Source organism: Streptomyces sp. NPDC004031 (genome assembly GCF_053604375.1).
This window is the reverse complement of the sequence record NZ_JBSGHL010000076.1, coordinates 12989-36942: the sequence shown is the minus strand read 5'-3', so window position 1 is coordinate 36942 and position 23954 is coordinate 12989. Positions and strand designations below refer to the sequence as shown.

Genomic DNA, 23954 nt, shown 5'->3' with positions numbered 1-23954 from the left:
CCTCGTGCACTGGCGGCCGCTGCCCGGCGTCCTCGTCGTGCGGCGGCTGCTCGTCCTGTCCGGCAGACCGCCGGGGTCGGGGACTGCTGCTCCTCCGGGGCGCCCAGCAGGCCCGCGCCCAGCAGGCCGCCGATCGCACCGCCCTGCGTCGGCTTCGGGGCGGGCGGCGCCGGAGGCGGGTCCGCGTGGGTCGGCGGGGCGGCGGGGGGCTGCGACGTCCCGCCCGAGCCGCCGGACGAACCGCCGCTCGACCCGCCGGAGGCACCGCCCGACGTCCGCGTGCCGCCCGGGGTGTGCGTGCCGCTCCCCGGCGTGTGCGTCGCGGTACCGTCCTGCGACCCGTCGGCCGGCGGCTGCGCCGAGGCCGTCGGCTGCGGCTTCTTCCGCGCCTTCGCCGTCCGGCTGGGCTCCGCGCTGCCCGGCGCGGACCCGTCGTCGCCCCCCGAGACCTCGGGCAGCGGCTCCCCCGGCAGTTCGTTGACCGGCGGCCGCGCGGGCCCGTACTGGTGCGTGCCCGGCCCGGTGCTGGCCCTGACCGCCGCGCCCAGCACGGAGCCGACGAGCAGCGAGCAGCCGACGATGAGCGTGCCCAGCACCACACCGCGGCGCAGCACGTAGCGGCGCAGCCCCCACAGCCCGACGCGCGGGCCCAGCCGGCGCCAGGCGTCGGAGGCGAGCTTGCCGTCCACGGAGTAGACGGGGGCGCCGGCGATCACCAGCGGGCTCCACGCGGCCAGGTAGATGAAGTCGGGGGCGTCGTAGACGGGGACGGTGCGCCAGCTCACGGTGACCAGCAGCGCGACGGACAGGGCCGCGCCGAAGACGGCGGCGACCCGCTGCCACAGCCCGAAGACGGTCAGCACGCCCACCACGACCTGGAGGAAGGCGATGGACAGGCCCGCGCCCACCGGGTGGTTGAGGGCCGCGTCGCGCAGCGGCTCGGCGGCGCCCCACGGATGCAGCGAGGTCAGCCAGGTGACCATGGAGCCGCGCTTGCCGCCGTCGAAGTAGACGCGGTCGCACAGCTTGCCCATGCCCGCGTAGATCGACACGAAGCCGAGGAAGATACGCAGCGGCAGCAGCACGATGCCGAGGTTCATCCGGCGGCCGGGGTACCAGGCGTGCTTGACGAAGTCGCCGCCCTTGGGCAGGGGCCGCTCGCGCCGGGGAGCGGTCTCGTACAGCTCGTCGTCGTCCTCGCCGTAGTCCGCGTCGGCGTCGAAGGCGGCGAGCGGCGGCTCCTCGTCGAAGGCGCCGCGGGCCGGGCGCACACCGCCGAGCAGGCCCGTGACGGGGGCGCCGCCGCTGCGCGGGCCGACGACGGTGGGTGTGGCGGGCGGCAGCACCGTCGTCTCGCCGATCCGCGGCAGCGTCTGCGTGGTCGCGCCCGCGGAGCCGTCCGCGCCGCCGTCCGCGGACCCGCCGCGCACCGCCTGGAACAGCTCACCGGCCAGCGCATCGCCGGGCTCGGTGCGGCCGGACCACACCACCGGGGCCAGCCGGCGGCGGCCCGCGGCCGGGGCGCCGTGCGGCTGCGCGCCCCGCTGCGCGGCCAGGCCGCGCGGGCTGCGCGTCAGCGAGCGCGCGGAACTCCTTCCCAGCTGCACCCGGAAACTCGCGTGCGTGACGATGACCTGGGCGGGGTCGCTCGGCACGCGGGCCATGGTCAGGGCGGGCTCGTCGAATCCGGGCGTCCCTCCCCCCGGGGAGGGGCGGGGTGTTCTGGTGTCCACACTCATCTAACCGAGTGACGGTCCTTTAGGACACTGCCGGACACCGCCCTCGATGTCCGAGACGCGTCAATCGCGCCGAACCCCTATGATGCCCTCCCGCGCCTGCCCCGGCGGGGTCTCACGAGCGGCGGCGGGCCGCCTCGTAGAGCACCACGCCCGCGGCCACACCGGCGTTCAGCGACTCGGCCGCGCCACCCGGCATCGGGATGCGCACCAGCAGGTCGCACGTCTCGCCGACCAGCCGCGACAGGCCCTTGCCCTCGCTGCCCGCGACGATCACGACCGGCCCGTCCAGCGCCTCCAGGTCGTACAGCTCGACATCGCCGTCCGCCGCGAGGCCGACGACGGTCAGGCCCGCCTTCTGGTACGCCTCCAGGGCGCGGGTCAGGTTCGTCGCGCGGGCGACGGGGACCCGGGCGGCGGTACCGGCCGAGGTCTTCCACGCGCCCGCGGTCATCCCGGCGGCCCGCCGCTCGGGCACCACGACACCGTGCCCGCCGAAGGCGGCGACCGAGCGGACGACCGCGCCGAGGTTGCGCGGGTCGGTCACCCCGTCGAGGGCCACGATCAGCGCGTCCTCCCCGCGGTCGGCGGCCTCGCCGAGCAGGTCCTCGGGGTGCGCGTACTCGTACGGCGGGATCTGCAGAGCGACGCCCTGGTGGTTCAGCCCGGACGTCATCCGGTCCAGCTCGGCCCGGGGCGCCTCCATGAGCGGCACCCCGCGGTCGGTGGCCAGCCGCAGCGCCTCGCGCACCCGGTCGTCGTTGTCGATGAACTGCTGGACGTAGACGGCCGACGCCGGGATGTCCGCGCGCAGCGCCTCCACGACCGGGTTGCGGCCCACCACCAGCTCGGACGCCGACCTGCCGCCGCGCCCGCCCGGACGCTGCTGCCGGCCGCTGGTCTTACGGGCCTGGGCGGCCGCGATCCGGCTCTTCTTGTGGCCCGGACGCATCTCGGCGGGCGGGGTCGGGCCCTTGCCCTCCAGGCCCTTGCGGCGCTGCCCGCCGCTGCCGACCGTCGCGCCCTTCTTGCTGCTCGTACGGCGGTTCCTGCGCTGGCTGTTGCCGGCCATGGGGACTCTCACTTCTTCTGTCTACGTCACGTCTGTGGGGCGCGGGCCCGGAAAGCCGCGAGGGGTGCGGGGGCCGGGCGCCCGCACCCCCCTCGTCTCGTCCGGTCAGCCGCGCAGCGTCCAGCGCGAGCCGGTCGGGGTGTCCTCGATCTCCAGACCGGACTGCACCAGCTGGTCACGGATCGCGTCGGCCGTCGCGTAGTCCTTGCGGGACCGCGCCTGCTGCCGCTGCTCCAGCACCAGCCGGACCAGCGAGTCGACGACGCCGTGCAGGTCCTCCCCGCGGTCGGCGCCCGTCCAGTGCGGGTCCAGCGGATCCAGGCCCAGCACTCCGAGCATCGCACGGACCTCGGCCAGGCGCGCGACCGCCGTCTCCTTGTCGTCGGCGGTCAGCGCGCTGTTGCCCTGCCGGACGGTGGTGTGCACGACCGCGAGCGCCTGCGGCACCCCGAGGTCGTCGTCCATCGCCTCGGCGAAGGCCGGCGGCACCTCGGCGGCCGGCTCGACCGGCCCGGCCTTCTCCACCACCCGCTGCACGAAGCCCTCGATCCGCGCGAACGCGGCCTCGGCCTCGCGCAGGGCCTCCTCGCTGTACTCGATCATCGACCGGTAGTGCGGGGTGCCCAGGTAGTAGCGCAGCACGATCGGCCGCCAGCGCTGCACCATCTCGGAGACCAGCACGGAATTGCCGAGCGACTTGCTCATCTTCTCGCCGCTCATGGTGACCCACGCGTTGTGCACCCAGTAGCGCGCGAACTGGTCGCCGTACGCCTTGGCCTGGGCGATCTCGTTCTCGTGGTGCGGGAAGATCAGGTCGATACCGCCGCCGTGGATGTCGAAGACCTCGCCGAGGTACTTGTGCGCCATGGCCGAGCACTCCAGGTGCCAGCCGGGGCGCCCACGGCCCCACGGGGTCTCCCAGGACGGCTCGCCGGGCTTGGCCGCCTTCCACATCGCGAAGTCCCGGTGGTCGCGCTTGCCGGTCTCGCCCTCGCTCCCCGGCTGCCGCAGGTTGTCCAGCTCCTGGTTGGACAGCTCCAGGTAACCGGGGAAGGAGCGCACGTCGAAGTACACGTTGCCGTCGGCGACGTAGGCGTGGCCGTCCTCGATGAGGCCGCGCATCATCTCGATCATCTCGGGGACGTGCCCGGTCGCCCGCGGCTCGTACGTGGGCGGCATGCAGCCCAGCGCGTCGTAGCCGTTGGTGAAGGCGCGCTCGTTCTCGTACCCGATGGCCCACCAGGGCCGCCCCTGCTCGGCGGACTTGCGGATGATCTTGTCGTCGATGTCGGTGACGTTCCGGACGAAGGTCACGTCGTAGCCGCGGTAGCGGAACCACCGCTGCAGGATGTCGAAGTTCAGCCCCGACCTGACGTGGCCGATGTGCGGCGCCGCCTGCACAGTGGCGCCACACAGGTAGAGAGACACACAGCCCGGCGTGAGCGGGACGAAGTCACGTACCTGGCGCGCGTTTGTGTCGTACAGGCGAATAGTCACGCCTCAAGGGTAGTGGGCCCGGCGGCCTACGCGGACCGCCGGGCGAAAGACGTCACAAGCGCTCGACGACCCGCTCCGGGCTGATCCGCACGATCACCCGCACGGCGTCGGGGCCGTCGTTGCTGTAGTCGGCACCGGTGTACTTGCGGCTGACGGAGTCGACGAAACTCCGGTCGGTGTCCTCCGTGACGGTCGCGGTCCCGCGGATCTCGACGTACGCGAACGGGTTGCCCTCCGGCGTCGCCAGCACGGTGACCCGCGGGTTCCGCTCAAGGTTGCGCGCCTTGCGCCGGTCGCGCGTGGTGGAGAACAGGACGTCGTCCCCGTCCCGCGCCACCCAGATCACCGACAGCTGCGGGGTGCCGTCGGGCTCGACGGTGGCGACGGTGGCGTAGGTCTTCGCGTCGAAGAGCGCACGAGCGGTGTCCGAGAGCTGGGCCATGGCTGGCTGCCTTCTTTCTTTTCTGCGCGGGCTGGGCTTCGGTCCGTCAACGCCACGGGGACGCCGATTCATCCACCGGTGCGGCATCCACCGGCGTGGAGGACGCCCTTGCCGCGCGGGGCAGCCGTTTCTCAGGCGCGCCCCGCGCGGTAGCGCGAAGCCTCAGGACGCCGGCGGCAGGACCATCGCCGTGGCCAGGGCGGCGAGCCCCTCGCCGCGGCCGGTGAGGCCGAGCCCGTCCGTGGTGGTGCCGGACACGGACACCGGAGCCCCCACCGCGGCGGCGAGAGCCGCCTCCGCCTCGGCGCGCCGCGTCCCGATCTTCGGGCGGACCCCGATGACCTGGATCGCGACGTTGCCGATCGTGAATCCGGCCTCCCGGACGATCCGCGCGGCCTCCGCGAGCAGCGTGACCCCGGACGCCCCGGCCCACTCGGGCCGGTCCGTGCCGAAGTGCGCCCCGAGGTCGCCGAGCCCGGCGGCGGAGAAGAGCGCGTCGCACGCGGCGTGCGCGGCCACGTCCCCGTCGGAGTGCCCGGCGAGCCCGTGCGAGGCGCCCTCCCAGTGCAGGCCCGCGCACCACAGCTCGCGGCCCGCCGCGAAGGCGTGCACGTCCGTTCCGACACCGACCCGGGGCAGCGGCGCGGAAGGCGCCTCCCCGGCGCGGGGCTCAGTGGCCATTGGCCCTCCTGCGGGCGAGTACGGCCTCGGCCAGGACGAGGTCCAGCGGCCGGGTGACCTTGAAGGCCTCCTCGTGTCCGGGCACGACGAGGACGGGGATGCCGAGCTGTTCGACCATGCCGGCGTCGTCCGTGACGGGGCCGGAGACCGAGGAGTGCGCCTTGGCCAGCACCACCCGGTCGAAGCCCTGCGGGGTCTGGACGGCCCGCAGCAGCGCGCGGGCGGGTGTGCCGGTGACGGCGCCGGTGTCCGGGTCGACGCTCTTGACGGTGTCGGCGAGCGGCAGTCCGGGCACCACGGCGGGGGCCCCGCCGCGTACCGCGTCGACGACGGCCTCGACCGTCTCGACGGGCACCAGCGGGCGGGCGGCGTCGTGCACGAGCACCACGTCGACGTCGTCGGGCAGCGCGGCCAGGCCGAGGCGGACGGAGTCCTGCCGTTCGGCGCCGCCGGGCACGACCCGTATGTCGGTGGACTCCGGCAGCCCGTTCGCGTCGAGCAGCGCCCGGACCTCGGCGGCGCCGTCGGGCGGCGCGACCACGACGATCACGGAGACGGCGCGGGCGCGCGCCATCGCGCGCACCGCGTGGACCAGGATGGGAACCCCGCCGAGGGTGCGCAGCGCCTTCGGCGCCCCGGGGCCCAGCCGGACGCCACGTCCGGCGGCGGGAATGACGGCTGCGGTACGCAGGTTTGTGTCCTTGTATGAGTTGGGTATCGCTTGGGGGGTGCGCCCGGGGCGATGTCCCGGGTGGTTGCAGGGCGCGGTCTCCCCACCAGGACCCCTTCCGTGAAGTCCTGGGGAAGACCGTAGCGCTCTGCGGGTCCGCAGACGCCTGGTTCGGCGTACGCGCTGCGGCAGCTGTGCTCACCCGCTCAGCCGCCGCGTGCGCCGGGCCGCGCATGCCGCAGCACCCGGCCGTGGTGCTGGGCCGGGTGCCGCGGCAGTGTCCCCGGAGGGTGCCCGGGGTGCGTCTGCGTAAGTCAGTACGTCACGGCAGCGTGGGTGGGCGCTGGAGTGGACGTGACACGAGAACGTCCGGAAAGGGACGGTCTTACGACGCGAGGACTTCGTCGAGCAGGGCCTCGGCCTTGTCCTCGTTGGTGTTCTCGGCCAGAGCGAGCTCGCTGACCAGGATCTGCCGCGCCTTGGCGAGCATGCGCTTCTCGCCGGCCGACAGGCCGCGCTCGCGCTCGCGCCGCCACAGGTCACGGACGACTTCCGCGACCTTGATGACGTCGCCGGAGGCGAGCTTCTCCAGATTTGCCTTGTATCGACGGGACCAGTTGGTGGGCTCCTCGGTGTACGGCGCGCGCAGCACCTCGAAGACCCGATCCAGCCCGTCCTGACCGACAACGTCGCGCACGCCGACGAACTCCGCATTGTCCGCGGGTACGCGCACCGTCAAGTCGCCCTGGGCGACCTTGAGCACCAAGTAGGTCTTGTCCACGCCTTTGATCTGGCGAATTTCGATAGCCTCGATCAGCGCGGCCCCGTGATGGGGATAGACCACGGTGTCGCCAACCTTGAACGTCATGTGACAGGTACCCCTTCCGTGGCTATCCAGGGTAACACGGGAACGCCCTCATCTGAATGGCGTTTTCGCAGGTCAGGGCATATCTCGGGGCTTGACAAGCGCCCCCGGAACGTGCTGGAGGGTGCCATGGACAGCCGGTATTCGCAGGTCGGAGCGGGTATGCGGGGAGCCGGAATCACCGCCGCCGGGGCCGTGGGCGCCGTCGAACGCCGGGCGATACGTCCGGATTTGTCGCTCCCCGGCGAGTGGATCTTCGCTACTCCGTTCGGGTTCACGGCACCGAAGACGCGGCTGAAGATCCAATTGTGCGGCGATCACGGAAATCCCCCCGTCCCGCCGTGTCACGGCGACCCGCCGGTAATCACACCGTGGTAATGCCGGAATACATTGCGGGCGCGTTGCGCGCGTGTACCGGATGACGGCCCGATGACGTCGGGATCCGGCCATCCTCCGACCCGCGGACACGACCGCTCGGGTGAGGGACTGTCACCGAGGGGACACCCGGTGCGCGGCCGATACCGGGGCTCGGTAATCTTAGGCCGCTGGAAGATCGTCCGATCCTGCCGAACCGGCTGCCCGCCACAGCCGGCCAGGCCGTCAGTCCTCGTCCAAGGAGATGCCGCCGCCGTGGTCCGCAGCTTCCGACGCGGCGCCCTCGCCGCCGCCGTCGTCGCCCTCTCAGCCGTCTCGCTCGCCGCCTGCGCCGCGGGGAACGAGGCCGAGACGCTCAAGGTCAAGCCGGACAACCCGGCCGCGACCAAGGGCGACATCCAGGTGCAGAACGCCTTCGTCCTGACCGACCCGAGCGGCCCCGCCTCGGTCACCGCCCGGCTGTTCAACAACGGCGACAGCGACCAGACGCTGAAGAGCGTGGACATCGTGAGCGGCCCGTCGGCCCAGCTGTCCGGCGCGGACGGCTCCGGCAGCATCACCGTCCCCGCGCACAGCACCGTGCTGCTCGGCGGCAAGGGCAACCCCAGCGGGGTCATCAACGGCGGTCAGGAGCAGCTCCAGAACGGCGGCTTCCAGAACGCGGTGTTCACCTTCAGCGGCGCCGGCGCCGTCCCGCTGAAGATCCAGGTCATGCCGGCCGCGAGCTACTTCGCGCCGTACGGCCCGGGTTCGCTGCCGACCACCGAGGCCCCGACGCCGACCGACACCGCCACCTCGACGCAGACCCCGCAGACGTCGGGCGACACCGCCACCCCGACGGACACCGCGAGCCCGTCGGACACGGCGACCGCCACCTCCTGACACCGCGCCCGATGTGACGGGTAAGGGGCTCGCACCATGGGCGCGGGCCCCTTACCCGTACGCGGAATCCCGCGCGGCCTACGGCTCGAACTTGTAGCCGAGGCCACGGACCGTCACCAGGTAGCGCGGGGCACCCGGGTCCGGCTCGATCTTGGCGCGCAGCCGCTTGACGTGAACGTCGAGGGTCTTGGTGTCGCCGACGTAGTCCGCGCCCCACACCCGGTCGATGAGCTGCATACGGGTGAGCACCCGGCCCGCGTTGCGCAGCAGCATCTCCAGCAGGTCGAACTCCTTGAGCGGCAGGTCCACCTTGCCGCCGCCGACCGTCACGACGTGCCGGTCGACGTCCATGCGCACCGGCCCCGCCTCCAGCGCGGCCGGGGAGATCTCCTCGGGCTCGCCGCGGCGGCGCAGCACCGCGCGGATGCGGGCGACCAGCTCCCGCGAGGAGAAGGGCTTGGTCACGTAGTCGTCGGCGCCGATCTCCAGCCCGACGACCTTGTCGATCTCGCTGTCCTTGGCGGTCACCATGATCACCGGGACATTGGACTTGAGCCGCAGCTGGCGGCACACCTCGGTGCCGGGCAGCCCCGGCAGCATCAGGTCGAGCAGGACCAGGTCGGCGCCGTTGCGTTCGAACTCGTCCAGCGCGTCGGGCCCGGTCGCGGATATGGCGACCTCGAAACCCTCCTTGCGGAGCATGTACGACAGCGCGTCGCTGAAGGACTCTTCGTCCTCGACGACGAGTACGCGGGTCACGGAAGGACCTCCGGAGCGGGGATGTGTTCGGGGAGGGTCTGGAAGAGCTGTTCGTCCGACGGCTCGTCGGCCGGCTCCGCGTCCGCCTCGGCATCGGGATCGGTGCCGGGCGGGAGCGCGCGGTCGCGGGCGATCCCGGCCTCGGGAAGCCGCAGTGTGAAGGTGGAGCCCTGTCCTTCGACGCTCCACACGGTGACCTCGCCGCCGTGGGTGGCGGCGACGTGCTTGACGATGGAAAGGCCGAGCCCGGTCCCGCCGGTGGCCCGCGAGCGCGCCGGATCGACCCGGTAGAAGCGCTCGAAGACCCTTTCGCGGTCCTTCTCGGAGATGCCGATGCCCTGGTCGGTGACGGAGATCTCGATGAGATCCCCTCCCCCGGCGGGGATACGGCGTCCGGCGATGCCGACCCGGGTACGGGCCGGACTGTAGTTGACGGCGTTCTCGACGAGGTTGCCGAGCGCCGCCGCGAGCTGGCCCCGGTTGCCCCATATGAACAGGTCGGGGGTGGTCCCGGTGGCCATGGTGATCTGCTTGGTGTTGGCCTGGTGACGGCAGCGGTCCATGGCCTCGGCGACCAGGTCGTCGACCGCGACCGGCTCCGCGTCGTCCAGCAGGTCGTCGTCCTGGACCCGGGACAGGTCGATGATCTCCTGCACCAGGCTGGTCAGCCGGGTCGCCTCGATCTGCATGCGGCCGGCGAAGCGGAGCACCGCCTCGGGGTCGTCGGAGGCGTCCATGACGGCCTCCGACAGCAGCGAGAGCGCCCCGACCGGGGTCTTCAGCTCATGGCTGACGTTGGCGACGAAATCCCGCCGGACCGCTTCGATCCGCCGGGCCTCGGTGAGGTCCTCCACGAGCAGCAGCACCAGGCGCGAGCCCAGCGGTGCCACCCGGGCGGACACCGCGAGGCCTTCGCCGCGCCCGGCGCCGCGGCGCGGAAGGTCGAGTTCCACCTGGCGTATCTCGCCGTCCCGCCGCGTCTCGCGGGCCATCTGCAGCATCTGGTCGACGGCGAGCCTGCCGCCGCGCACCAGTCCGAGGGCATATGCCGCCGAGCTGGCCTTGACCACGGTGTCGCCCTCGTCCAGGACGACCGCCGAGGACCGCAGCACGGACAGCACGGTGTCCACGCCGGGCGGAAGCACCGCTTCCGTGTGCAGTGCGGTACGGGTCGGGCGGGCCTGTTCCCGCTCGCTCCAGCGGAACGCGAGCACGGCGATGACACCGGTCGCCAGACCGGCTATCGCGCTGGCTGCGGCGACTGCCGCGTTCACGTCCATGGCTCCAGGTTAGGTGGCACGCGCAAGCGCTCCACAACCCTGAGAGATACCTCTCGGTCGCACGTTGCCAAGAGTTCACCTTCACGTAGGAGGTGATTCACTCCGGGTGCGCGGCCGGTATTCCGTGGCCCACGAGCGTGGAGCGTGGAGGAGAAGCCCTCTTGTGCCGGCCCGTGCACTGTGTGTACAGACCGCTCACCAGCTCACGGAAGCCCATGAAGAAGCTCTTGGAAGGAACGCGATGCGGGACGCATACCACGAGGAACTCGACTCCATCGGCGACGGCCTCGTCGAGATGGCCCGGCTCGTCGGCTCGGCGATAGGCCGGGCCACCACCGCGCTGCTCGACGCCGACCTCAACGTCGCCGAAAGCGTCATCGGTGCCGACGAGAAGGTCGACGACCTCCAGCGCGAGCTGGAGACCCGGGCGATCAACCTGCTCGCCCGCCAGCAGCCGGTCGCGACCGACCTGCGGATCGTCGTCACCAGCCTGCGGATGAGCGCCGACCTGGAGCGCTCCGGCGACCTGGCCCGGCACGTCGCCAAGCTCGCCCGGCTGCGCTTCCCCGCCTCCGCGGTGCCGCGCGACCTGCACAGCACCATCCTGGAGATGGGCCAGCTCGCGCAGCGCCTGATGGCCAAGGCCGCCGAGGTCATCATCACCAAGGACGTCGACGACGCGCTCCAGCTGGAGGCCGACGACGACCGCATGGACGAGCTGCACCGCACCCTCTTCCAGCACCTGCTGGACGACCGCTGGAAGCACGGCATCGAGACGGCCGTGGACGTCACCCTCGTCGGCCGCTACTACGAGCGCTTCGCCGACCACGCGGTGTCGGTCGCCAAGCGCGTCGTCTACCTGGTGACGGGCGAGCACGTGGACGCGATGTCCCCGCTGCCGACGGACGTCGAGCCGGCGTAGCGCGGGTGGGGGCGTGCGGGGCGCGCGCACGGGAGCGGGGTGCACTAGTGCGCCCTTGATGAACCCGGGGCGGCGCCGTTTCACTGGTGTGCAGGCCAAGCCCGAGGAGGGTGCACTGATGCCGGAGACCCCCACGCCCACCCCCGTACGCGACCAGTCGGCCCCCGACACCGCCGCGGCCCCGCTGCGAATCCCGCTCCCGCTGGTCGCCGCATGCGGCTGCGGCTCGGGCTGCGGCTGCGGCTGCCAGTCCGGTGGCCCGTGCCAGTGCAGCGGCTGCAACGGCTGAGCCGCCGCTTTCGACGTACCGCCTGACGTATCGCCGCCCCCGCCGCCGACCCGGCCGCGGGGGCGCGGTGCGTGCGCGAGTCCTGGGCTCAGCCGCAGCGCAGGTCGAGGCTGCCGCCCTCGCCGAGGATGCCGACCACGATCCGCAGCCGGTGCCGCTTCCCGTCGCCGGCGCCGCTGACCGGGGTGACCGTCTCCTCGACGGGTTCCAGACCCTGCGCGCCCAGCCGCGCCCTCAGCCCGTCCTCGACCGCGTCCGCCGGGAGCGCGGTGCTGACCTCCAGCGTCACGACGTAGCCGCACTCGCCGCCGTTCCCCCACCGGTTGCCGCCCACCTCGTGCCGCCCGGAGGTGACCGCCACGTCCCCGAGCGCCCGCACCTGCGCGCGTATCCGGTCCTCGTAACCGGCCGCCGTACGGTCGTGCGCGCCGTACGGCGAGACGTAGTACAGCCCGTAGATGCCGAGCGCCGCGGTGAGCGCGGCGACGACGGCGAGCGTGCGGCGCTTGCGCACCCGGAAGTCGGCCATGTCCCCCCCGGGGTGGTCTGCGCGTGTCCGGCGCGGCCGAGTCTGCCACCTCCGGGGGGCGTCAGACCCGGAGCAGGCCGCCGAAGCGCGGGGCGCCGTCCTTCACCGCGACGAGGTTCGCAGCCACGTACGGGATGCGGTGCGCCTCGTGCCAGGGCGTCGGGTGGTACGTCACCAGGCGCGACGTCTGGAAGCGGGCGGTGAGCCCCGGGACGTAGCGGCGGAAGGCGTCGTCCGTGTAGTACCAGAAGGAGTTCTCGTTGTAGAAGGCCGTGTGCGTCGGGTCCTGGAAGGCGCCGCGGCCGTCCGTGCTCGGGGTGCGGGACAGCAGCATGCCGCCCGGCGCGAGGAGCCGGTGGATCTCGTTGATCAGCCCGGTCTTGTCGGGCACGTGCGGCAGGAAGTCCACCGCACGGATCACCCCCACCGAGCCGTCCGCCAGGTCGAGCGGACCGGGCAGCGTACCCGTGATGTCCACGCCCTCCCCCGGCAGCCGGTCGACCCCGCGGTATCCGGCGGGCTTGCCGTGCGCGGCCCCGAGGTCGAGCGCGAGCAGTCCTTCGCGCTCGGCCCAGGCCAGCGCGTTGCCCTCGATGTGGCGGTCGTAGAGGGTGACCGTCTCGCGCTGGATGCGGGCGTTCGTCTCCGGGTCGCTCTGGGTGTTGTCCGGGTGCACGCGCTGGAGGTAGAGGCAGCGCGGGATGTGGTGAAAGGGCCCGGCCTGGTAGAGCCGGCACATCAGGTCCTGGTCGTCGAGGACGTCCCGCTCCGCGTCGTACCCGCCGACCTTGTCGTACGCGTTGAAGCGGAAGGCCCGTACGTGGTTGGGCGCGTACCAGATGTACGAGACGTTGTGCGGTACGGGCGCGAGCGAGCGCAGGCTCAGCACGGCGCGGCCGTCCACCTCCGCGTCCTCGTACTCCCAGCCGTGGGCGATGTCGAAGCGGGAGGTGTCGGCGCTGCCGTCCGCCTGGATCTGGGCGCAGTCGCTGTAGACGAGGACGGCGTCCGGGTCGGCGTCGAAGGCCTCGACGATGCGCGCGAGGCAGTCGGACGCGAGCACGTCGTCATGGTCCAGCTCGACCAGGAACTCCCCGCGCGTCGCCGCGCACGCCCGCCGCTTGGCCGCGCCCACCCCCTTGACGTCGTCCGCGACCTCGACCCGTACCCGCTCGTCCGGCTGCTCCGGCCGCCACCGCGCACCCTGGTTGAGCAGCACCACCCACTCCCAGTCGGTGAACGTCTGCCGCCGCAGCGAGGCGAGGCAGTCGTCGAGGTAGCGCGGCTGGTGGCTGGCCGTGAAGACGGAGACCCGGGGGCTCGGCCCGCTCCGGCCCCGGCCCCGGCGGCTCACCGGCCGCCGCCCGGGACGTGCCGCGCGCCGCGGCGCCCGATCCTGCGACAGGCCATGATCTCTCCCGCGATCTCTCCCGCGTGACGAGCCGGTTCCTCCCATCGTGCGCACCCGCCTCCCCGCCGCCCCCGCCCGACACGCCCCCCGTCCCCCGTACGGCCGCACCCCGCCCTGGGCATACTGAGCGGCACCACCAGGGGAGGGGGGAACGTGTCGGGTCAGCTCTTCACGCTGCTCGGAGTGCTCGCGGGCGCGGTGGCGTCCTACGTCGGCGCGACCCGCATGGAGGGCGCCCGCTGGCGGCGGCAGCTCGAAACCCGCTGGGACGAACGCCGCCTGGAGGCGTACCTCGGCTTCGCCAACGCGATCAAGAGATTCACCTCGATCGCGGGCCGCCTGGCCGCCACCCGCGGCCTGTCCGCCCTCCCCCAGCCCCTCGACCTGGACACCGGCCTCGCCCTGCTCGCGGAGGCCGAACAGGACCGCGGCCACGCCTTCGAAGCCGTCCTCCTCATGGGCGACGCCGACGCGATCACCGCCGCCCGCGCCCTCCAGCGCGACGCCTGGACCCTCGAACGCTTCGTCCGCACCCCCGCGCCGGACGACACCCCCGCCGACTGGACCCGCGCCTTCACCGCCCTCCAGGACCGGCGCGACACCTTCTACCTCGCCGCCCGCCACGACCTCGGCGTGACCTCCGCCTTCCGGCTCCGCAGCGAGGACCCGCCTGCCGCCTGACCGCCCGTCCGTGTCGAGAACGCGGCACCGGCTCCGTCCCCGGGGTACGAGTAGCCGGAACGGACCGCGCGACACCGAAGGAGCATCCCCGTGACGATTCAGCGCATGGACAACGTAGGCATCGTCGTCGACGACCTGGCGGCCGCCGTCGCCTTCTTCACCGCCCTCGGCATGGAACTGGAGGGCGAGGCCGACCTCTCCGGCCCCTGCCCCGACCAGATGCTCGGCCTCGACGGCGTCCGCACCACGATCGCGATGATGCGCACCCCCGACGGCCACGGAAAGCTCGAACTCACCGCCTTCCACTCCCCCGAGCCGATCCCCGCGGCCCCGCCCGCCCCGCACACCCTGGGCCTCCACCGCGTCATGTTCGCCGTCGACGACCTCGACACCACCCTCGCCCGCCTCCGCCCCCACGGCGCCGAACTCCTCGGCGAGATCGCCCAGTACGAGACCGCCTACCGCCTCTGCAACCTCCGCGGCCCGTCCGGCATCATCGTCGCCCTGGCAGAACAGCTCGGCTGAGCCGCCGAAAAGCGGTGCGCGTGCCCCTGTCGGCGGTGGGAAGAACTCCGTGACTCGCCGTCCCAGGCGGAGATCTGCTTCGCCATCTTCGCCAACGTCCTCGAAGTGGACGAGCGGGGGAGCCGGTCAACGAGCCGTGGGAGTGCGAACTCCACCAGCGCGGGTCAGTTCCAGGGCTCCCGGTCGGGATCCTCCCCCAGCAGCTTCGCCGCGGCCACGCAGAGGTCCCGCCCCAAGAGCTGGTTGCCGCCCCCCTCGAACCCCCACCGCTCGGACGCGGCCTGGGCCACCGCGCGCCAGGAGTAGTCCTCGCCGCACCGCCACGCGCGGATCCGGGCAGCCATCCCGGGCGTGAGCGCCGCCGGGTCGGCACCGTTGTGGGTCACCCCGGCGACTCTAGTGACATCGTGCAGAAGGCGGCCGTCGATTTTCCCCGCCGTCATCATCGGTCGCCGTCGGGACACCCGCGAACACCCCCGCGCGGACCAGAGCCCTACGCTGCGGGCATGGCATGGACGAGACCGACGTATCGCTTGGTGGACGGGGAACGGATCGACGGGGCGTGGTGCCACGTGTGGACCAAGTCCTATGCGGGTTACCACCCGGCTGATCTCATCGTCTACGCAGACGGTGCGATCCGCTGCGCGGGTGAGATGGATCTGCAGGGGCTCCGGGAGCGTCTGACGTCGGGATCGATCGCTCTCGGAGACCCTGAACGTCCGGCCCCGACGCGCGTGCGGGAGGGGCCCCGGTGGTCCGCCCGTTATCCGGAACCGCTGACGGACGAGGGCTTCGTGGGTGAGGTGCGGGACGAGATCGAGTCGTTGAGCGGGCGGCCGACCAGTTCCGACCGGTGCTGGGAAGCGATCAGGCGCTATCTGGACGCGCCCGGCGAGGAGAATCGCCAGGACGTCCGGGCGGCCTATCTGGCCATTCCGGCGCATCGGCGGGTCTATGTGCTGGGCGACATGGATCTGCAAGACATCCCTTTGCGGAAGCTGATCACCGATCTTGGCGCACCCGTCGGTGGCGACGGCCCGATTGCTACGGCGGAGATGCACCGCGAGGTGCTGGACTACTTCCGGGACGGCGACCGGGGCGTGGAACGAGGCCGTGAGCTGCGCGGAATGCTGCATGCCGATGATCAGCAGGGGACGGGGATACCCGCGATCACGTTGCATGAACGGGTCAACCCACCGAGCGAGCCGCCCGAGCGACTCGACGTGTCCGTCCTGCGTAACGAGTTCCCGGCGCCGTTCTCGCACCAGGGCCAGCAGTATCGGACAGTGCTGCACGGCTACTGGGCCTTGGCGGCGGCCGGCCGCTCCGACCACGATCGCATCCGAGAGGCAGCCACGGTTCGCGAGGCCCACGGGATCGGCGGCCGCGTCCCGCTGCGGCCCGAGTGGCGCGCCGTCCGCACCGCTGTCATGGCCGCGCTGCTGCGCGCGAAGTTCACCCAGAACCCGGAACTCGCCCAGGTGCTGCTGTCGACGGGCGACGCCAGAATCAGCTACACCGGAATCTCGGAGTCCCCGCACTGGACCGACCACGGCCCGCAGGAGGGCCGTAACTGGGTGGGCCGCCTGCTCGAACTCACCCGCGCTGAAATCCTGGCAGATCGGCTTGCCCACGGGAGCAGGTAGCCGCGCGCCGCATGCCCTCACCCACCGAGGTCAAGCTCCTCCAGCTCGCCACCGGCGTGCCCGTCATCCACCTCGTCCGCACCGCGTACGACACCGAGGGGCGCGCCGTCGAGGTCTGCGACACGGTCATGGCCGCCGACTCGTACGTCCTCGCGTACCGGCTGCCCGCCGCCTGACCCGCACAGCACCGCGTGCCCCCTCCCTGCGCAGGGAGGGGGCACGGCAAAAAGCGGGGAAGGGCTACTTCTTGCCCTGGTTCTCACGGGGCTAGGCGGCCACCTGGGTCTTCTCAAGTCAGAGCGCCTGTCGAGTCCTCCTCAGCCGTCGTCATCGGTCGTGGTCGGGTACCCGTGAGCACCCTCGCACGGCCCAGAGACGGCCCGACACTGGCGCTCGCCGAACCCCCGGCCTGCCAGTGCCAACCGCGCGCTCCTTTGTCCCAGCGGAGGACTAACAGTCGTACTATGCGGTTGACGTCGGGACGGCTGTCGTATCTCACGCTGTACCGCTCGGGGCAACGCCGGTTTGTTGTGCGGTAGATACGATGCGCGGGGGTGAGCATCGTCCATGCGGCGTGGGAGGGGCAGTGAGGATCAAAGATCCGGAATTCCAGGCAGCGGTCGAAGCAGCCGTGGGAATCCTGCGAGAGCGAGCCCGACAGGGACGCAACATCACGTACGGAGAGCTGAGCGCCGGACTGGCCGAGCAGGGCTTCGACTCCATCCCGCCTCACCGCGGGGTCATGACCTATCTCCTCAAGGGCGTATGCCTGCACGACAACGCGGACGGCCGCGCCCCGATGCTTTCGGCAATCGTGGTGAACAAGGCCAGCCACGAGCCATCCGGCCAGTTCTCCAGCCTCGCCCGAGAACGTCCCTTCTCTCGGCCTGTCGGCTGGGACTGGCGAAAGGAACAGCAGAGAGTTTTCGCTCAGTTCCACCAAGAGTGACCATAGGTTCCTGCGAGTGTCGATACCTGGTCGGCCGCTGATCTGGTGACAGGAGGGGCGTGGCGTACCAGCTCTCTTTCTTCGGCCGCGCCGGCGAGGACACGTGGTAGGAGGCGCTCAGTCGACTGCTCGATCAACTCCTGTCCATGGGTGGCCCTGTACTGGGTGAGTGGCTCGGTCCATTCGTAGATGAAGTTGCGGCTTACCGTCTCGCAACGGAAGGCGACGCTGAGCGGCCTGTCGCCGACTGGCTGACCCTTGATGTACACGTGGGCGTGGAGTGGCTCGCAGAATCAGTGATCGCCGCTGATCCGGACAACGAGGCTGGTACCTGGGGAAGCGATCTCCTCGCGACAGTCACGCTTAGCGGGAACTCACCTGACTGGGCACTCGTCAACCGCATCTGGGACACGATCATCAATCTGTGGCCGACGGTTCCATGGGACGAGATGTCCGGCTTCCAGATCATGCGCAGTCGGCTGTAGCACAGAACCGGTAGACATTCCTGTCTCTCGCTCCGGAGTACTGAGGGCAAAAGCCCGGTCTTGGGGTCTGAGCCTCAGCCGACGACAGCCAGCCACGATGGCGGGTGTGTCGACCGATCGGGCGCGTGTGCCCCGTCGCACCCCCACCGTCCTCAGCCACGCCGCCAATGCCGTCGAACAGAGCATTTGTGCCAGCAGAAACGCGGCGGTGAGACCTTGGGCGACGCCCCCTTCGCCCCGAAGCATCTTGGTTTGAGTGACTTCCTTGGGCTGCCGCACTTCCACCTGCGCTGACGGTCCGTAGACGTTCGCGTGTTCGTGGGCGTTGTTACGCAGTTAGCCTCGCGACTCCATGGCGCTGAATGAGAAGGAGAGCAATGTGGGTGGCGCGGGGTCGATAGCCCCGGTCGACCAGATCGACTAACCCGACAATCCGGGGCTTATCATATCCAAAGCCGCAGATGATTCTCACTGCGGCCAGCCTTATCACCGTCAGGCAAGACGGGCACGCCGCTCAGCGGTAACGTATGCGGGGAACGAAGGCGCACTAACGCCTAGTAGGGGGATGGCCGTGGGGGACGAGGAGGCGAGTCAGCGCCTCGCTAAGTTTAAAGATGTGCTTTCTTCAGAAGTCAGCGACAGGCGAATGGTTGACGCGCACATTTTGCATGGCAGTTGCTTCGCCATAAATGACGATGACCGCTATAACCTGAAAGAGGAAATTGCCAGCGAGTTTTCACTGAAGGTCCATCAGGATATATTTATTGTCGGGTCGGCGAAACTGGGATTCAGCATCTCCCCGCCGAAACGCTATCGACTCTTCGGTGACAGGTCTGACATTGATGTGGCGATCGTCAGCCATGACCTATATGAAAAGGTGTGGCACGAAACGCACGAATACATGGAGTCAGGTGCCTATTGGAAGGAAAAGCAAAACTTTGAGAGGTACCTCGCCTGGGGATGGATCAGACCAGATAAGCTACCTCGTAGTGCTAGCTTTGACTTCACTGACACTTGGTGGAACTTCTTTCGGTCCTTGCAGCGCAGTCGACGCTACGGACCGTACAAGATAGCTGCCGCGATCTACCATGACATGTCTTTCCTTACCAAGTACCAAATGAACTCAGTGGCGGCATGTCGGGATTCTGCGAGGGATTGAATGAAGAAGATGCAGACGTCGGCCACGAATAAGCGCCTTCGATTGCTACTGACGGGCATTAGGGATGAAACGCTGGTCCCGAATCCGCACTTCCAGAGGCGCCTCGTTTGGTCGAATGCGCACAAAATTGCATTCTTGCGCACGGTGCTGGACGGTTTGCCATTTCCTGAAATTTTCCTCTCGGCAGGTGAGGTAGATCCCGATACGGGAGATGGCACCGAACTGATCGTAGACGGACAGCAGAGGATCACCACCCTTTACGAGTACTTCATTGACTCGCCGAACATTAGACTGAACCAAGGGGGAGTGCCACCCTATAAGGAGTTGGAAAACGACCAGAAGGTTGAGTTCCTAGAGTATGAAGTGGTCGTACGCGATTTGGGTCCACTCACAGAGGATGAAACGCGGGAGATCTTCCACCGGATCAACTCCACGAACTACTCGCTTAACGCTATGGAAGTCAACAACTCTCGGTTCGACGGCGCCCTGAAAAAGTTCGCAGAGGGTATCGCCGCTAGGGAGTTCTTCACCGAGCACACGGTCTTCTCATCTTTGGATGGTCGCCGAATGAATGATATTCGGTTCGCGCTCACCTTGGTGATTTCATGCATTGCTGGCTACTTCAATCGAGATGATAGCCACGAAGAATTCCTGGAACGCTTCAATGACGAGTTCGATCACGAACAGGAATTGGCCTCCGGTCTCGATCTCGTCCTGTCCTTCGTCGAAAACTGTGACTTCCCTGAGAGGTCTCGCGCCTGGCAGAAGGCAGACTTGCTGACTCTGCTGGTTGAGTTGTATCAGATCATGGTCACCGAGTCGATCAGCCTTGATCCCGCAGACGTATCCCGCAAGGTGGAAGCGTTCTACCAGGAGGTGGAAAACGTGACTCGCGTCGCTGATCCATCGGCCGACGCTGCCGAATATTACCGACGAGTCAGGTCGGGGATTAACGACCGGATCAGCAGAATTAATCGCGGCTTGGCGCTGCGTAACAGGATTCTCACTTAGGGGCAGGAAGATGGGAATGCTAGCACGAGAGGTCGGTGAAGTGGGGAGGTGGCTAAAGTCACGGAGTGGACCGCCCCAGCCGCGATGTACCCCCTTCGCTGGTATCAGGCGGCTGATTGCTGTGTGCACGGCGCGGGCGCCGCTCGGGCTGGAGCGGGGCGAAGACTGGAGCCCAGGCCTGGCCGGGGCCGGGCGGCGTGCGGTGAGCGGAGCAAGCCGTCTTGAACTCGTAGAGAAGGTTGTTACTCACTCTGGCCCTGGTGGCGCCGGTGAGCATGCGAAAGGGCCCCGGCCGCCTGGTGCTTCATGGCGTCGAGGCCCTTGGCAACGAGCCTGGTTAGGCGTTGTGGTGGGCCGTCCAGTCCTTGTGGGCTGTGATGAGAGCCGGGCGGACGTGGTGGTCGAGGTGGTCGGCTTGGGTGTGGAGTTGGGTTGCGATGGTGGCGAGCTGGTTGGGGTCGAGGTTGGTGAGCCAGTAGTCGTCGACCAGTCGGAGGTTGGCGACGGGCTCGCGTGAGGTGGGGTCTTCGCTGTAGGGGGCGCAGTCGATGCTTCCGCTGAGGATGACGGTTTCCGGGGCTGGCTGGTCGTCGGTGAGGGCGACGGTGATGCGCTGGCCGGGGAAGGGCTGGTGGTGGGTGAGGTCCGCAAGCTCGGTGGCGAGATGGTCGGGCGGGATGTCGGTGGTGCTGGGGTCGGCTTCGGCCCAAGGGAGCAGGTAGCTTGCCGCCGTGCAGCCGGTTGTCGTGGTGATCGTCCACGTCTGGGTGCGCGGAGGGATTTCCCCGTGAGGCGCCGTTGCGTCCGTGGACTCGCTGGTCGTCGGCTGGGTGCTGCGGGGCTGCACCGTTGTGGTGGTCATGGGCTACCGCCCCTCTGCCGTCGGGGGCTGAAAAGGTGCGGGTAAAGCCAAGTCCTCAAGGCGTGCCTCGCTGGGGGCGTGCTGCTCGATCGTTGCGGCGACCTTGCGCCAGGCCGTGAAGACGGACATCACTTCGGGCTCGGGGGCGTGGGTGAGGTCTGTCAGGAAGCGGCGTTCCAGGACGGTGTGGTTCAGGGCTCGGCAGATGCGGGCGACCGTCCACAGGCTGTGGGTGCTGGGTGGTTCGCCGGTCGCCGGGGTGGGTGGGGTCATGAGGCGTCTTTCGCGGTGGTGAGGTGGGCGGTCACGGTGTGGCCGTGCTGGTCGCCGTGGGTTTCGACGTGGTGGGCGAGGGCAGTGACCATCGCCAGGCCGCGGCCGTGGGTCTCGTCGGCGTCCGGGTGCTCGACGGTCGGGGCGGTCTTCGTGGCTCCGGAGTCGGTCACCGAGATGGACACCAGGGCCTCGGAGACGGACAGGCTGACGTAGAAGGTTCCGGGCGACTGGTCGGCGGCAGCGTCGGTGTGCGTGTGGAGCACGGCGTTCGTGCTCAGCTCCGTGACGATCAGCGCCGCGTCGTCCGCGTACGGGGATTCGCGCAGGACATCGCGGGTCCAGCGGCGGGCGCGGCCTACTTCTTCGGGTGAACCTGGGCAACTCAGCCCCCAGACTCGCGGACTACTCATATACTCGTGCATACAAGTTGCTTTCTGCTGGTGGGCGGCCATGGACGGGTGTTGCGAGCTAGACGAGTTTGACGCCGTCGTGGGCGCGGACGGCTGGCGGGGATGCCGCGTCGAGGGCGTCCAGGACGCGGATCGCGTACGCCTCGTCGGCGAGTTCGGAGACCTCGTCGCGGGTTGCCCAGCGCAGGGCGCTGGTCTCGGCCCCGGTGGAGGGGTGGCCGTCGATCGCCTCGCAGCGGAACACGAGCGAGACGATCAGGCCGGACATGTTCTTGTAGACGCCGGTCAGGGTCGCCGGGAGAGCGATCTTGATTCCGGTCTCCTCCAGCACTTCGCGCTGGAGGGCGTCGGGGATGGTCTCCCCGGCTTCGAGCACACCGCCGGGCGGCTCCCAGTGGCCGTTGTCCCGGCGGCGGATCAGCAGGGCCCGGCCGGCGTCGTCGACGATGACTCCGGCGACGCTCACCGAGTGCGGGCGCTCGATCGGCACGTACGTGATCCCTTCGACTGGCTAGGCTGCCCACCGTAGCAACAAGGGTCGGCCACTCGTCTAGATATCCAAAGGAGTAATCATGCCTGGTTCCTTTTCCGGCGTACTCGGGGCGCTGGACCCGACCAGCGACCGCGCAGTGTTCCGCCAGATCGCCGACCAGTTGCGCGAGGCCATCGACAAGGGCCGCTTCGCCGAGGGCGACAAGCTGCCCAGCGAGACGGAGCTCGTCGACCACTACGGCGTCTCACGGATGACCGTCCGCAACTCGCTCTCCGTCCTCCAGGGCGAGGGCCTGGTCGTCTCCGAGCACGGCAAGGGCGTCTTCGTACGGCCCCGGCCGCCCGTGCGCCGCCTGGCCTCCGACCGGTTCGCGCGCCGACACCGCGAGCAGGGCAAGTCAGCCTTCATCGTCGAGGCCGACGCCGCGGGCAGCCACCCCACCGTCGACAGCCTGGAGATCAAGGAGGAGCGGCCCAGCCAGGACGTCGCGGCTCGGCTGGGCGGCCCCCGGAAAGTACTGGTCCGGCGCCGCCGCTACCTGCTCGACGGGCGCCCGGTGGAATTCGCCACCTCGTACCTGCCGCTGGACCTCGCTCGGGGGACCCCAATCGCCGAGCCCAACCCCGGCCCCGGCGGCATCTACGCCCGCCTTGAAGACCTCGGCCACCGGCTCGACCACTTCGAGGAAGAGATCCGGGCCCGCATGCCTGCGCCCGGCGAGGTCAAGACCCTGCACCTGGCCACCGGCGTGCCCGTCATCCACCTCGTCCGCACCGCCTTCGACACCGAGGGACGCGCCGTCGAGGTCTGCGACACGGTGATGGCGGCGGATGCGTACGTTCTCGCATATCAGCTCCCGGCCACCTGACCTGCGCGGACGGGTCGTGATGCGTGCGCTCTCGCGGACTCGTACGCCTTCATGAGCAGTCTCATATAGACGACTAGCTGTCACTGAAGGAGAAAGCGTTGCGTTCCATCCGTGTGGAGACCTCGGCGGCCACGATCCTGCTGACCGAGGCGCCCGAGACGAAGATCAAGGACCGGCAGACCGGCGAGGTCGCCACCGACATCGTCAGCGGTGAGCCGTTGATGACGCTCGGGGTCGTGTACATCGAGGACGGTGAGTCCTCGCTCGTGAAGGTGACCGTTCCGCAGAGCGGGGTGGGTGAGGGCCTGGCCCTGGGGGCGCCGGTCGCGCTGCCGGGCCTGGTGGCGAGGCCGTGAGAGAGGATGTTCAACGGGCAGCAGCGGCACGGGATCGCCTTCCGCGCCGCCGCCGTGACCCCGGCCGCCTTCCCCGCGCAGGTGCGGGCCGCCTGAGCCCGATGCCGGACCTGATGACGTTGCTGAGGTGGGCGGCGATGTCACCGCTGTGGGCGGTGGCGCTGCCTACCTCCGGGCCGAGCGACCGGCCGCGTACGCTGCCACGCCCGCGTCTCCTTCGCCGAGGTCGCCGAGTACCAGCGGCGCGGCGCCGTCCACTTCCACGCCGTCGTCCGCCTCGACGGGCCGGAAGGCGGACCACCCCGCCGCCCGCCTGGGCCACCGCCGTCCTGCTCCCCGACGCCATCCACGCCGCCGCCACCGCCTGCGTCACCGGGCCCGTGATCGACGGCCGCACCCACACCTTCGCCTTCGGCCGTCAACTCGACGTTCGCACCATCCGCAGCAACGACTTCCGCGGCTCGTCGGCCCTCACCGACCGGGCCGTTGCCGCGTTCATCGCCAAGTACGCCACCAAAGGCGCCGAGACAGCCACCGGCACCCTCGACCCAACCGATCCGCTTCCTCGCCGAACTCGCGTACCTCCAGCTCTCCGACCACGCCCGGCGCATGATCTGCACCGCCTGGGCCCTCGGCGCCCGCAAAGACCTGGAGCATCTCAGGCTGCGCGCCTGGGCCCACATGCTCGGCTTCCGCGGCCACTTCTCCACAATGGTTCGAGTTCACCATCCGTGAATTTTCGAATCACCCACTCCGCGAAATCACGGCACATGATTTCGCGACAGACAGATTCGAGTTCACCATCCGTGAATTTTCGAATCAC

At 69.8% G+C, this 23954-nt stretch carries 27 protein-coding genes and 3 pseudogenes; 14 read left to right on the top strand and 16 right to left on the bottom strand.

Annotation, left to right across the window (positions count from 1 at the left end; genetic code table 11):
* The 7 genes from ACWERV_RS33045 to ACWERV_RS33015 all read right to left on the bottom strand — a co-directional run.
* Positions 1 to 1739: DoxX family protein (locus tag ACWERV_RS33045; protein ID WP_452940196.1), on the bottom strand; the 1739-nt coding region annotated here is incomplete at its 3' end.
* A gap of 112 nt (positions 1740 to 1851) precedes the next feature.
* Positions 1852 to 2808: a 23S rRNA (guanosine(2251)-2'-O)-methyltransferase RlmB gene (gene rlmB / locus ACWERV_RS33040; RefSeq protein ID WP_452940194.1), complete on the bottom strand. Its 957-nt coding sequence runs from the start codon at positions 2806 to 2808 to the stop codon at positions 1852 to 1854.
* A gap of 105 nt (positions 2809 to 2913) precedes the next feature.
* Positions 2914 to 4305, bottom strand: a complete 1392-nt coding sequence (gene cysS / locus ACWERV_RS33035; RefSeq protein ID WP_398192178.1) for a cysteine--tRNA ligase — start codon at positions 4303 to 4305, stop codon at positions 2914 to 2916.
* 52 nt (positions 4306 to 4357) lie between these two features.
* Positions 4358 to 4747: a PPOX class F420-dependent oxidoreductase gene (locus tag ACWERV_RS33030; RefSeq protein WP_398192176.1), complete on the bottom strand. Its 390-nt coding sequence runs from the start codon at positions 4745 to 4747 to the stop codon at positions 4358 to 4360.
* A 162-nt stretch (positions 4748 to 4909) separates the two neighbouring features.
* The gene (gene ispF, locus ACWERV_RS33025) at positions 4910 to 5428 is read right to left on the bottom strand and encodes a 2-C-methyl-D-erythritol 2,4-cyclodiphosphate synthase (protein ID WP_452940192.1); all 519 of its coding nucleotides are present in this window, start codon (positions 5426 to 5428) and stop codon (positions 4910 to 4912) included.
* A complete protein-coding gene (gene ispD, locus ACWERV_RS33020) occupies positions 5418 to 6146 on the bottom strand; it encodes a 2-C-methyl-D-erythritol 4-phosphate cytidylyltransferase (RefSeq protein ID WP_452940203.1) in 729 nt (242 codons plus the stop codon). The genes ispF and ispD overlap by 11 nt, the downstream gene beginning before the upstream one ends.
* A 337-nt stretch (positions 6147 to 6483) precedes the next feature.
* A complete protein-coding gene (locus ACWERV_RS33015) occupies positions 6484 to 6966 on the bottom strand; it encodes a CarD family transcriptional regulator (RefSeq protein WP_031525269.1) in 483 nt (160 codons plus the stop codon).
* A 627-nt stretch (positions 6967 to 7593) separates the two neighbouring features.
* On the opposite strand from ACWERV_RS33015, the gene ACWERV_RS33010 reads away from it, so the two are divergent.
* A complete protein-coding gene (locus ACWERV_RS33010) occupies positions 7594 to 8220 on the top strand; it encodes a DUF461 domain-containing protein (RefSeq protein WP_452940190.1) in 627 nt (208 codons plus the stop codon).
* Positions 8221 to 8298: 78 nt separating this feature from the next.
* Here ACWERV_RS33010 and ACWERV_RS33005 read toward each other — a convergent pair whose 3' ends face one another.
* Together ACWERV_RS33005 and ACWERV_RS33000 are read right to left on the bottom strand one after the other, a co-directional pair.
* Positions 8299 to 8979: a response regulator transcription factor gene (locus ACWERV_RS33005; RefSeq protein ID WP_031525271.1), complete on the bottom strand. Its 681-nt coding sequence runs from the start codon at positions 8977 to 8979 to the stop codon at positions 8299 to 8301.
* Positions 8976 to 10259: a sensor histidine kinase gene (locus tag ACWERV_RS33000; protein WP_452940188.1), complete on the bottom strand. Its 1284-nt coding sequence runs from the start codon at positions 10257 to 10259 to the stop codon at positions 8976 to 8978. The genes ACWERV_RS33005 and ACWERV_RS33000 overlap by 4 nt, the downstream gene beginning before the upstream one ends.
* 241 nt (positions 10260 to 10500) lie before the next feature.
* Here ACWERV_RS33000 and phoU point away from each other — a divergent pair, with 241 nt between their 5' ends.
* The gene (gene phoU / locus ACWERV_RS32995; protein WP_452940187.1) at positions 10501 to 11181 is read left to right on the top strand and encodes a phosphate signaling complex protein PhoU; all 681 of its coding nucleotides are present in this window, start codon (positions 10501 to 10503) and stop codon (positions 11179 to 11181) included.
* A 118-nt stretch (positions 11182 to 11299) separates the two neighbouring features.
* Positions 11300 to 11470 (top strand): hypothetical protein, encoded by a 171-nt coding sequence (locus ACWERV_RS32990; RefSeq protein WP_398192165.1) that lies wholly within the window; start codon positions 11300 to 11302, stop codon positions 11468 to 11470.
* Between the two features lie 88 nt (positions 11471 to 11558).
* Here the strand turns inward: ACWERV_RS32990 and ACWERV_RS32985 are convergent, their stop codons facing one another.
* Complete coding sequence (locus tag ACWERV_RS32985) at positions 11559 to 11999, bottom strand: hypothetical protein (RefSeq protein ID WP_452940185.1); 441 nt, start codon at positions 11997 to 11999, stop codon at positions 11559 to 11561.
* Positions 12000 to 12060: 61 nt separating this feature from the next.
* Positions 12061 to 13353 carry a glycosyltransferase gene (locus ACWERV_RS32980; protein ID WP_452940184.1) on the bottom strand — a complete coding sequence of 431 codons (1293 nt, stop codon included), beginning with the start codon at positions 13351 to 13353 and terminating at the stop codon, positions 12061 to 12063.
* A 210-nt stretch (positions 13354 to 13563) separates the two neighbouring features.
* Here ACWERV_RS32980 and ACWERV_RS32975 point away from each other — a divergent pair, with 210 nt between their 5' ends.
* Positions 13564 to 14091, top strand: coding sequence for a hypothetical protein (locus tag ACWERV_RS32975; RefSeq protein WP_398192161.1), 528 nt, complete (start codon positions 13564 to 13566; stop codon positions 14089 to 14091).
* A 90-nt stretch (positions 14092 to 14181) separates the two neighbouring features.
* Positions 14182 to 14616: a VOC family protein gene (locus tag ACWERV_RS32970; protein ID WP_452940183.1), complete on the top strand. Its 435-nt coding sequence runs from the start codon at positions 14182 to 14184 to the stop codon at positions 14614 to 14616.
* A gap of 164 nt (positions 14617 to 14780) precedes the next feature.
* Here ACWERV_RS32970 and ACWERV_RS32965 read toward each other — a convergent pair whose 3' ends face one another.
* Positions 14781 to 15002, bottom strand: a complete 222-nt coding sequence (locus ACWERV_RS32965; protein ID WP_452940182.1) for a hypothetical protein — start codon at positions 15000 to 15002, stop codon at positions 14781 to 14783.
* A gap of 120 nt (positions 15003 to 15122) precedes the next feature.
* Here ACWERV_RS32965 and ACWERV_RS32960 point away from each other — a divergent pair, with 120 nt between their 5' ends.
* From ACWERV_RS32960 to ACWERV_RS32935, 6 genes and pseudogenes are all read left to right on the top strand, one after another.
* Positions 15123 to 16262 carry an NADAR family protein gene (locus ACWERV_RS32960; protein WP_452940180.1) on the top strand — a complete coding sequence of 380 codons (1140 nt, stop codon included), beginning with the start codon at positions 15123 to 15125 and terminating at the stop codon, positions 16260 to 16262.
* A 5-nt stretch (positions 16263 to 16267) separates the two neighbouring features.
* Positions 16268 to 16438: pseudogene (locus ACWERV_RS32955) on the top strand (UTRA domain-containing protein); the annotation flags it as partial.
* Between the two features lie 410 nt (positions 16439 to 16848).
* On the top strand, positions 16849 to 17211 hold the full coding sequence (locus tag ACWERV_RS32950; RefSeq protein WP_452940178.1) for a hypothetical protein: 363 nt from the start codon (positions 16849 to 16851) through the stop codon (positions 17209 to 17211).
* Positions 17212 to 17357: 146 nt separating this feature from the next.
* Positions 17358 to 17696, top strand: a complete 339-nt coding sequence (locus ACWERV_RS32945) for a hypothetical protein (protein WP_452940176.1) — start codon at positions 17358 to 17360, stop codon at positions 17694 to 17696.
* Between the two features lie 571 nt (positions 17697 to 18267).
* Entirely contained in the window at positions 18268 to 18855 is a 588-nt protein-coding gene (locus ACWERV_RS32940) for a hypothetical protein (protein ID WP_452940174.1), read from the top strand.
* Positions 18856 to 19866 (top strand): DUF262 domain-containing protein, encoded by a 1011-nt coding sequence (locus ACWERV_RS32935; RefSeq protein ID WP_452940172.1) that lies wholly within the window; start codon positions 18856 to 18858, stop codon positions 19864 to 19866.
* A gap of 337 nt (positions 19867 to 20203) precedes the next feature.
* Here the strand turns inward: ACWERV_RS32935 and ACWERV_RS32930 are convergent, their stop codons facing one another.
* From ACWERV_RS32930 to ACWERV_RS32915, 4 genes are read right to left on the bottom strand one after another with little or no spacing between them, the layout of a single operon-like run.
* Positions 20204 to 20728: a DUF6907 domain-containing protein gene (locus ACWERV_RS32930; RefSeq protein WP_452940170.1), complete on the bottom strand. Its 525-nt coding sequence runs from the start codon at positions 20726 to 20728 to the stop codon at positions 20204 to 20206.
* A gap of 3 nt (positions 20729 to 20731) precedes the next feature.
* Positions 20732 to 21001, bottom strand: coding sequence for a hypothetical protein (locus tag ACWERV_RS32925; RefSeq protein WP_452940168.1), 270 nt, complete (start codon positions 20999 to 21001; stop codon positions 20732 to 20734).
* Complete coding sequence (locus ACWERV_RS32920; protein WP_452940201.1) at positions 20998 to 21426, bottom strand: ATP-binding protein; 429 nt, start codon at positions 21424 to 21426, stop codon at positions 20998 to 21000. Before ACWERV_RS32920 ends, ACWERV_RS32925 begins: the two co-directional genes overlap by 4 nt.
* A 46-nt stretch (positions 21427 to 21472) precedes the next feature.
* Positions 21473 to 21880, bottom strand: coding sequence for an NUDIX hydrolase (locus tag ACWERV_RS32915; protein ID WP_452940200.1), 408 nt, complete (start codon positions 21878 to 21880; stop codon positions 21473 to 21475).
* Positions 21881 to 21986: 106 nt separating this feature from the next.
* On the opposite strand from ACWERV_RS32915, the gene ACWERV_RS32910 reads away from it, so the two are divergent.
* The 3 genes and pseudogenes from ACWERV_RS32910 to ACWERV_RS32900 form a co-directional block, all read left to right on the top strand.
* The gene (locus ACWERV_RS32910) at positions 21987 to 22775 is read left to right on the top strand and encodes a GntR family transcriptional regulator (protein ID WP_452940166.1); all 789 of its coding nucleotides are present in this window, start codon (positions 21987 to 21989) and stop codon (positions 22773 to 22775) included.
* 98 nt (positions 22776 to 22873) lie between these two features.
* Positions 22874 to 23227 (top strand): annotated as a pseudogene (locus tag ACWERV_RS32905) (SCO3933 family regulatory protein).
* Positions 23228 to 23326: 99 nt separating this feature from the next.
* Positions 23327 to 23866: pseudogene (locus ACWERV_RS32900) on the top strand (replication initiator); the annotation flags it as partial.
* Between the last annotated feature and the right edge of the window lie 88 nt (positions 23867 to 23954).

What these genes read in the sequence shown, in the direction of transcription:
- ispF (WP_452940192.1), bottom strand. Translation starts at nt 5,428, where the DNA reads ATGGCCACTGAGCCCCGCGCCGGGGAGGCGCCTTCCGCGCCGCTGCCC.
- phoU (WP_452940187.1), top strand. Translation starts at nt 10,501, where the DNA reads ATGCGGGACGCATACCACGAGGAACTCGACTCCATCGGCGACGGCCTC.
- ACWERV_RS33015 (WP_031525269.1), bottom strand. Translation starts at nt 6,966, where the DNA reads ATGACGTTCAAGGTTGGCGACACCGTGGTCTATCCCCATCACGGGGCC.
- ACWERV_RS32985 (WP_452940185.1), bottom strand. Translation starts at nt 11,999, where the DNA reads ATGGCCGACTTCCGGGTGCGCAAGCGCCGCACGCTCGCCGTCGTCGCC.
- ACWERV_RS32945 (WP_452940176.1), top strand. Translation starts at nt 17,358, where the DNA reads ATGGGTGGCCCTGTACTGGGTGAGTGGCTCGGTCCATTCGTAGATGAA.
- ACWERV_RS33000 (WP_452940188.1), bottom strand. Translation starts at nt 10,259, where the DNA reads ATGGACGTGAACGCGGCAGTCGCCGCAGCCAGCGCGATAGCCGGTCTG.
- rlmB (WP_452940194.1), bottom strand. Translation starts at nt 2,808, where the DNA reads ATGGCCGGCAACAGCCAGCGCAGGAACCGCCGTACGAGCAGCAAGAAG.
- ACWERV_RS32990 (WP_398192165.1), top strand. Translation starts at nt 11,300, where the DNA reads ATGCCGGAGACCCCCACGCCCACCCCCGTACGCGACCAGTCGGCCCCC.
- ACWERV_RS32910 (WP_452940166.1), top strand. Translation starts at nt 21,987, where the DNA reads ATGCCTGGTTCCTTTTCCGGCGTACTCGGGGCGCTGGACCCGACCAGC.
- ACWERV_RS33030 (WP_398192176.1), bottom strand. Translation starts at nt 4,747, where the DNA reads ATGGCCCAGCTCTCGGACACCGCTCGTGCGCTCTTCGACGCGAAGACC.
- ACWERV_RS32925 (WP_452940168.1), bottom strand. Translation starts at nt 21,001, where the DNA reads ATGACCCCACCCACCCCGGCGACCGGCGAACCACCCAGCACCCACAGC.
- ACWERV_RS32960 (WP_452940180.1), top strand. Translation starts at nt 15,123, where the DNA reads ATGGCATGGACGAGACCGACGTATCGCTTGGTGGACGGGGAACGGATC.
- ACWERV_RS32920 (WP_452940201.1), bottom strand. Translation starts at nt 21,426, where the DNA reads ATGCACGAGTATATGAGTAGTCCGCGAGTCTGGGGGCTGAGTTGCCCA.
- ACWERV_RS32930 (WP_452940170.1), bottom strand. Translation starts at nt 20,728, where the DNA reads ATGACCACCACAACGGTGCAGCCCCGCAGCACCCAGCCGACGACCAGC.
- ACWERV_RS32935 (WP_452940172.1), top strand. Translation starts at nt 18,856, where the DNA reads ATGAAGAAGATGCAGACGTCGGCCACGAATAAGCGCCTTCGATTGCTA.